This window comes from Vogesella alkaliphila (assembly GCF_014652475.1).
GTDB lineage: Bacteria > Pseudomonadota > Gammaproteobacteria > Burkholderiales > Chromobacteriaceae > Vogesella > Vogesella alkaliphila.
The window spans coordinates 24,496-31,729 of the sequence record NZ_BMYW01000012.1 but is presented as its reverse complement, the minus strand read 5'-3'; the positions used below and the strand labels follow the sequence as shown (position 1 = coordinate 31,729).

6 protein-coding genes are annotated in these 7,234 nt (G+C 63.1%); 5 read left to right on the top strand and 1 reads right to left on the bottom strand.

The features are described 5' to 3' along the window. Window positions 1-27: 27 nt before the first annotated feature. A complete protein-coding gene (locus IE100_RS14680) occupies window positions 28-546 on the bottom strand; it encodes an RDD family protein (protein ID WP_120812389.1) in 519 nt (172 codons plus the stop codon). Between the two features lie 233 nt (window positions 547-779). Here IE100_RS14680 and ilvB point away from each other — a divergent pair, with 233 nt between their 5' ends. The 5 genes from ilvB (at window position 780) to IE100_RS14655 (ending at window position 7,136) form a co-directional block, all read left to right on the top strand. Further along, on the top strand, window positions 780-2,546 hold the full coding sequence (gene ilvB, locus IE100_RS14675) for a biosynthetic-type acetolactate synthase large subunit (RefSeq protein WP_189375151.1): 1,767 nt from the start codon (window positions 780-782) through the stop codon (window positions 2,544-2,546). Between the two features lie 9 nt (window positions 2,547-2,555). Further along, window positions 2,556-3,047 carry an acetolactate synthase small subunit gene (ilvN, locus tag IE100_RS14670; protein WP_189375149.1) on the top strand — a complete coding sequence of 164 codons (492 nt, stop codon included), beginning with the start codon at window positions 2,556-2,558 and terminating at the stop codon, window positions 3,045-3,047. Window positions 3,048-3,098: 51 nt separating this feature from the next. Continuing rightward, window positions 3,099-4,115, top strand: coding sequence for a ketol-acid reductoisomerase (gene ilvC / locus IE100_RS14665; RefSeq protein WP_189375142.1), 1,017 nt, complete (start codon window positions 3,099-3,101; stop codon window positions 4,113-4,115). A gap of 268 nt (window positions 4,116-4,383) precedes the next feature. Next, window positions 4,384-5,148: a CDP-diacylglycerol--serine O-phosphatidyltransferase gene (pssA, locus tag IE100_RS14660; RefSeq protein ID WP_189375140.1), complete on the top strand. Its 765-nt coding sequence runs from the start codon at window positions 4,384-4,386 to the stop codon at window positions 5,146-5,148. Window positions 5,149-5,345: 197 nt separating this feature from the next. Continuing rightward, window positions 5,346-7,136 (top strand): 2-isopropylmalate synthase, encoded by a 1,791-nt coding sequence (locus tag IE100_RS14655; RefSeq protein WP_189375138.1) that lies wholly within the window; start codon window positions 5,346-5,348, stop codon window positions 7,134-7,136. The last annotated feature ends 98 nt before the right edge of the window (window positions 7,137-7,234 follow it).

Here is a 7,234-nt window from a genome sequence, read left to right as displayed (position 1 = left end):
GGCGGCTTTTTTTTTGCGGCGGCCGGCTCAGCGTTTGCGTGCCAGCGGCGGCAGCAGGCGCAGGCGGGTGCCGGCGAGGCGGTCGTGCAGGAACTGCTTGTCGTTGTCGATCAGCGCCCACAGCACCGGCAGTGCGTCCCACAGCAGCGCCACCGCCAGCGCATGCTGCCGCGATTCGAACAGCGGCTGCCACGCGGTGTAGGCCAGCGCCGGCACGCCCAGGTACAGCACCAGCGCCACCACGAAGCGCATCGCCGCGTGCGGCCAGCGCAGCGCGCCGCCGTCCGCCAGCGTCAGCTGCAGCCGCCACGGCTTCATTGCCAGCGTCTGCCCGCCGCGGGTCCAGCAGTAGCCGAAGTAGCCGAACATCACCAGCGCCAGGAACAGCTGCATCAGCACGCTCATCCAGCGCGCGTTGCCGCTCCACACCACCAGCGGGGTGAACAGCGCGGCCGCGACCAGCAGCACGGCGCCCAGCAGCAAAGCTTCGTAGCACAGGCTGGCCAGTCGGCGCAGCAATCCGGGATGGGTGAAATGTTGATTCATGCCGTGAAAATAATAATGAGGAGTAAAAGGGCGGCGACGGCAAAACCGGCGCAAGCAACCAGACATGGTATCAAAGCCGTCCCGTGCCGCCTACCCTGCAAAAGTGGCTGTTTTTGAATGTTTTTGGCGCTTTTTTGCACCTGCACAAAAGCGCTTGACCGCTATTTCAAACTTAAGCTAAGTTCATTCACTACGGGACATAAAACAACTACTCAGCAATCAAAGAGGCAAAGATGCAGATATCGGGCGCGGAAATCCTGGTACGCAGCTTGCAGGAAGAAGGAGTCGAATTCGTTTTCGGCTACCCCGGCGGCGCGGTACTCGAGATATATGATGCAATTTTCAGGCAGCAGCAATTCAAGCATGTGCTGGTGCGCCACGAACAGGCCGCGGTGCACGCCGCGGACGCCTACTCGCGTTCCTGTGACAAGGTCGGCGTGGCCCTGGTCACCTCCGGTCCGGGTGCCACCAACGCGGTGACCGGCATCGCCACCGCCTACATGGACTCGGTGCCGATGGTGGTGATCTCCGGCCAGGTGTCGACGCCGGCCATCGGCCTCGACGCATTCCAGGAAGTGGACATGGTCGGCATCACCCGGCCGTGCGTGAAGCACAACTTCCTGGTGAAGGACATCAACGAGCTGGCCTCCACCATCAAGAAGGCGTTCTACATCGCCGCCACCGGCCGCCCCGGCCCGGTGGTGGTGGACGTGCCGAAGGACGTCACCCAGCAGCTGGCCGAATTCCACTATCCGGAAAGCGTGAGCATCCGCTCCTACGTGCCGGTGACCCGCGGCCATCCGGGCCAGATCAAGAAGGCCGCCAGCCTGCTGGCCGAAGCCAAGCGCCCGTACATCTACGTCGGCGGCGGCGCGGTGCAGGGCGGAGCCTCGGCGGAAGTGACCGAGCTGGTGAAGATGCTGGGCGTGCCGTGTACCAACACGCTGATGGGCCTGGGCGCCTATCCTGGTGACGACCGCCAGTTCCTCGGCATGCTGGGCATGCACGGCACCTACGAAGCTAATATGGCGATGCAGTACTGCGACGTGCTGATCGCTGTCGGCGCCCGTTTCGACGACCGCGTGATCAGCGTGCCCTCGCACTTCCTGTCGCAGCCGAAGAAGATCGTTCACATCGACATCGACCCGTCCTCCATCGCCAAGCGCGTGAAGGTGGACGTGCCCATCGTCGGCGACGTGAAACACGTGCTGCGCGACCTGATCGACCTGATGAAGCAGAACGGGCAGCGCCCGGATGCGGCCAACCTCGCCGGCTGGTGGAAGCAGATCGAGCAATGGCGCAGCTACAACAGCCTGCTGTACACCCCGTCGACCGAGTTCATCAAGCCGCAGTCGGTGGTGCAGAAGCTGTACGAGATCACCGGCGGCGACGCCATCATCACCTCCGACGTCGGTCAGCACCAGATGTGGGCGGCGCAGTACTACCCGTTCAAGCGCCCGAAACAATGGCTGAACTCCGGCGGTTTGGGTACCATGGGTTTCGGCCTGCCGGCCGCCATCGGCGCGCAGCTGGCCAACCCGAATGCGCAGGTGGCCTGCATCACCGGCGAAGGCTCGATCCAGATGAACATCCAGGAGCTGTCCACCGCCAAGCAGTACCACACGCCGGTGAAGGTGATTGCGCTGAACAACCGCTACCTGGGCATGGTGCGCCAGTGGCAGGAGTTCTTCTACGGCACGCGTTACGCCGAGTCCTATATGGACGCACTGCCGGATTTCGTCGGCATCGCCGAGGCCTACGGCCACGTCGGCATGAAGATCGAGAACCCGGCCGATGTCGAGGGTGCGCTGCGTGAGGCATTCAGCCCGGCATTGAAAGAGCGTCTGGTGTTCATGGACTTCCGTACCGACCAGTCCGAAAACGTGTTCCCGATGATCCAGAACGGCAAGGGTCTGGACCAGATGGACCTGCCGCCGCACATGCGCGAGCTGCAGATCGCTCCTTTCGAGAACAACCGTGACTACGGCAACATGTGCTAAGGCAGTGGCATGAGACATATACTTTCGATTTTGCTGGAAAACGAAGCGGGCGCGCTGTCGCGAGTAGTGGGACTTTTCTCCGCACGCGCTTACAATATCGATTCACTGACGGTGTCGACTACCGAAGACCCGACACTGTCACGGATGACCATCGTCACCCACGGGTCCGACGAAGTCATCGAACAGATCACCAAGCAGCTCAACAAGCTGATCGAGGTGGTCAAGGTGATTGACCTCAACGAGTCCGACCATATCGAACGCGAGATGATGTTGATCAAGGTCCGTGCCACCGGCAAGGATCGGGAAGAAATGAAGCGGATGGCTGACATCTTCCGTGGTCGCATCATCGACGTGACGGAAAAGACCTACACCATCGAGCTCACCGGTACGAGCGACAAGCTGGGCGCCTTTATCGAGGCGATCGACCGTTCAGTGATCCTGGAAACGGTGCGTACCGGTGCATCCGGAATTGGTCGCGGCGAACGTATTTTGAAGATCTGAATCACCGGGGCGGCCATCAGCTGCCCTAGAACAAACTAGGGACATAAGACAATGAAAGTTTTCTACGACAAAGACGCTGATCTTTCCATCATCAAGGACCAGAAAGTTGCCATCATCGGTTACGGCTCCCAGGGTCACGCGCACGCGCAGAACCTGAAGGACTCCGGCGTGGATGTGGTGGTGGGCCTGCGCAAGGACGGCGCATCGTGGAAAAAGGCCGAAGCGGCCGGTCACAAAGTGAAAGAAGTGGCCGATGCCGTGAAGAAGGCGGATCTGGTGATGATCCTGCTGCCGGACGAATCGCAGCCTGACGTGTACCACAACGAAATCGCCCCGAACATCAAGAAGGGCGCCACCCTGGCCTTCGCGCACGGCTTCAACGTTCACTACAACCAGATCGTGCCGCGCGAAGACCTGGACGTGATCATGGTCGCCCCGAAAGGCCCGGGCCACACCGTGCGTTCCGAGTACGTGAAGGGCGGCGGCGTGCCGACCCTGATCGCCGTGTACCAGGACAAGTCCGGCAAGGCCCGTGACGTGGCCCTGTCCTACGCTGCGGCCAACGGCGGCACCAAGGGCGGCGTGATCGAGACCAACTTCCGCGAAGAAACCGAAACCGACCTGTTCGGCGAACAGGCCGTACTGTGCGGCGGCGCGGTGGAACTGGTGAAAGCCGGTTTCGAAACCCTGACCGAAGCCGGCTACGCGCCGGAAATGGCCTACTTCGAGTGCCTGCACGAGCTGAAGCTGATCGTCGACCTGATGTACGAAGGCGGCATCGCCAACATGAACTACTCCATCTCCAACAACGCGGAGTACGGCGAGTACGTGACCGGCCCGGAAGTGGTGACCTCCGCCACCAAGGAAGCGATGAAGAAGGCGCTGTACCGCATCCAGTCCGGTGAATACGCCAAGATGTTCATCCTGGAAGGCAAGACCAACTACCCGAGCATGACTGCCCGCCGTCGCCTGACTGCCGATCATCCGATCGAAAAAGTGGGTGCTGAACTGCGCGCGATGATGCCGTGGATCTCCAAGAACAAGCTGGTCGACCAGTCCAAGAACTAAGCCTGCCGCTACGCGGTCAGTGTCAAGCCGGGCAGCTGCCCGGCTTTTTCTTTGCCTGCGCCGGTGGGCCGGCGGCGGCTGGGCCTGCCGCGTGCGGCGCGTCAGCGGCGTGTGCTCGTGGTGACGATGGCGCCGCGCCGCATGACGCTTGGTAAGCGTGGCATCGCGCATTAGAATGCAGCCTTGTCTTGCCGCCGGCGCGCAACGTTGGCCGCAAGTCCCGTTTCCTTCCGGCGCGCCTTGCCGCTGCCCGATGTCGAGAGCCTGCATGCATATTGACCCGAAGCCCATCAAGCCGTCCCTGCGCCGCCAGGGCATTTACCTGCTGCCCAACTCCTTCACCCTTGCCGCGCTGTTCGCCGGCTTCTACGCCATCGTGCAGGCGATGAACCAGAATTTCGAACACGCGGCGGTGGCGATCTTCATTGCCATGATCCTCGACGGCATGGACGGCCGCGTGGCGCGGCTGACGCACAGCCAGAGCGCGTTCGGCGCCGAGTTCGACAGCCTGTCGGACATGGTCAGCTTCGGCGTGGCGCCGGCGCTGATCGCCTACGAGTGGATGCTGAAGGACCTGGGCAAGCTGGGCTGGATGATCGCCTTCATCCACTGCGCCGGCGCCGCGTTGCGCCTGGCGCGCTTCAACACCATGATCGGCTCCACCGACAAGCGCTGGTTCATCGGCCTGCCCAGCCCGGCGGCGGCGGCGCTGGTGGCCGGCCTGGTGTGGATCTGCCATGCCTACGGCTACAACGACCTGCCGGGGCTGCCGTGGGTGGCGCTGGGCTTCACAGCCTTCTCCGGCATCACCATGGTCACCAACGTGAAATTCTGGAGCTTCAAGGAGATTCACCTGCGCCGTCGCGTGCCCTTCGTGATGCTGCTGGCGCTGGTGGTGGCGCTGATGCTGCTGATGTCGGAGCCGCCGCTGGTGCTGTTCGGCTTCTTCGTCTGCTACGCGCTGTCCGGCTACGTGATGGCGCTAATGGGGCTGGGCAAGAAGACTGCGCCGCTGCCGCCGCCGCAAGCGTGAGACAAGGGCGCCGCCGTGCGGCAGGCTGGACAAGGGCGACTGCGGTCGCCTTTGTTTTGTCCGTTTATTCTACACATTGTCCGATATTTACGCTTTGACAACAGGCTTTGCCGTGCTGCAACAAAATTATTCGACAAAATTTGACAGCTTGTCGGGCGAACCGTAAGGTTGAGCCATAACAAACAAGGAGCAGTGGCATGCAATTGGACATCGAACGTCTGATCGAGGATTTTGGAGGCCCCGGCGCGCTCGCGGAAGCGTTGAATGCGGCCTTCCCCGATGAGCCGGTGTCGCGTGCCGCCATCTACAAGTGGCGCGAGCGCGGCACCCTGCCGCTGGCACAGCTGAACAAGCTGGCCAGGCTCGCCGCCGACCAAGGGAAACGGTTCGATTTCAACGACTATCTGACCGGGGCGCAGGCCGCGGGACAAGGGAGCACACCTGACATGGGCGATCGTCTTTACATTTTTGATACCACCTTGCGTGATGGCGAGCAGTCGCCGGGCGCGTCGATGACCAAGGAAGAAAAAATCCGTATCGCCCGCCAGCTGGAGCGCCTCGGTGTCGACGTGATCGAGGCCGGCTTTGCCGCCGCCAGCCCCGGCGATGCCGACGCGATCCGCGCCATTGCCGAAGTGGTGAAAGAATCCACCGTCTGTTCGCTGGCGCGGGCCAACGAGCGCGACATCCGCGCTGCCGGCGAGGCGATCAAGCCGGCCGCGCGTGGCCGCATCCACACCTTCATCGCCACCAGCCCGATCCACATGGAGAAGAAGCTGCGCATGACCCCGGACGAGGTGGTCGACGCCGCGGTGAAGGCGGTGAAACTGGCGCGCGAATACACCGACGACGTCGAGTTTTCCGCCGAGGACGCGCTGCGCTCCGACATCGACTTCCTCGCCCGCATCTTCGGCGAGGTGATCAAGGCCGGCGCCACCACGCTCAACGTGCCGGACACCGTCGGCTACGCGGTGCCGAAGATCACCGAGGCCTTCTTCCGCGAGCTGATCGCCAAGACCCCGGGCGGCGACAAGGTGGTGTGGTCGGCGCACTGCCACAACGACCTCGGCATGGCGGTCGCCAACAGCCTCGGCGCGGTACTGGGCGGCGCGCGGCAGGTGGAGTGCACCATCAACGGCCTCGGCGAGCGCGCCGGCAACGCCGCGATGGAAGAGATCGTGATGGCGGTGCGCACCCGCAAGGACGTGTTCAACGTGGAAACCCGCGTCGACGCCACCCAGATCGTGCCGGCGTCCAAGCTGGTGTCGACCATCACCGGCTACCCGGTGCAGCCGAACAAGGCCATCGTCGGCGCCAACGCCTTCGCCCACGAGTCCGGCATCCACCAGGACGGCGTGCTCAAGCACCGCGAAACCTACGAGATCATGTCCGCGGAATCGGTGGGCTGGACCGCCAACCGTCTGACACTGGGCAAACTGTCCGGTCGCAATGCCTTCCGCACCAAGCTCACCGCGCTGGGCATCGTGCTGGACAGCGAAGAGGCGCTGAACGCCGCCTTCGCCCGTTTCAAGGAGCTGGCCGACAAGAAGCGCGAAATCTTCGACGAGGACCTGCACGCGCTGGTGTCCGACCAGCTGGTCACCGCCGAGCAGGAGGACTACAAGTTCGTGTCGCTGAAAGTGGCGACCGAGACCGGCGAGGCGCCGCAGGCGCAGATCGTGTTCGTCGAGCACGGCAACGAGCAGCGTGCCGAATCCACCGGCTCCGGCCCGGTTGACGCCGCGTTCAAGGCGATCGAGAGCGTGGTGAAGAGCGAGGCCGAGCTGGAGCTGTACTCGGTCAACGCCATCACCAAGGGCACCGAATCGCAGGGTGAAGTGACCGTGCGCCTGGCCAAGGACGGCCGCATCGTCAACGGCCAGGGCGCCGACACCGACATCATCGTCGCCAGCGCCAAGGCCTACCTGGCGGCACTGAACAAGCTGCATAGCAAGACCGAGCGCGTGTACGCCCAGGGCCCGGTCTAAAGAGCGCGCAACCGCGGCAGCAAAACGTCCGACCCGGAAAGGTTGGCCGCCGCGGTAAAGATCAAAGGCCCACAAGGCCGCCCCCTTCCGCCTTTGCC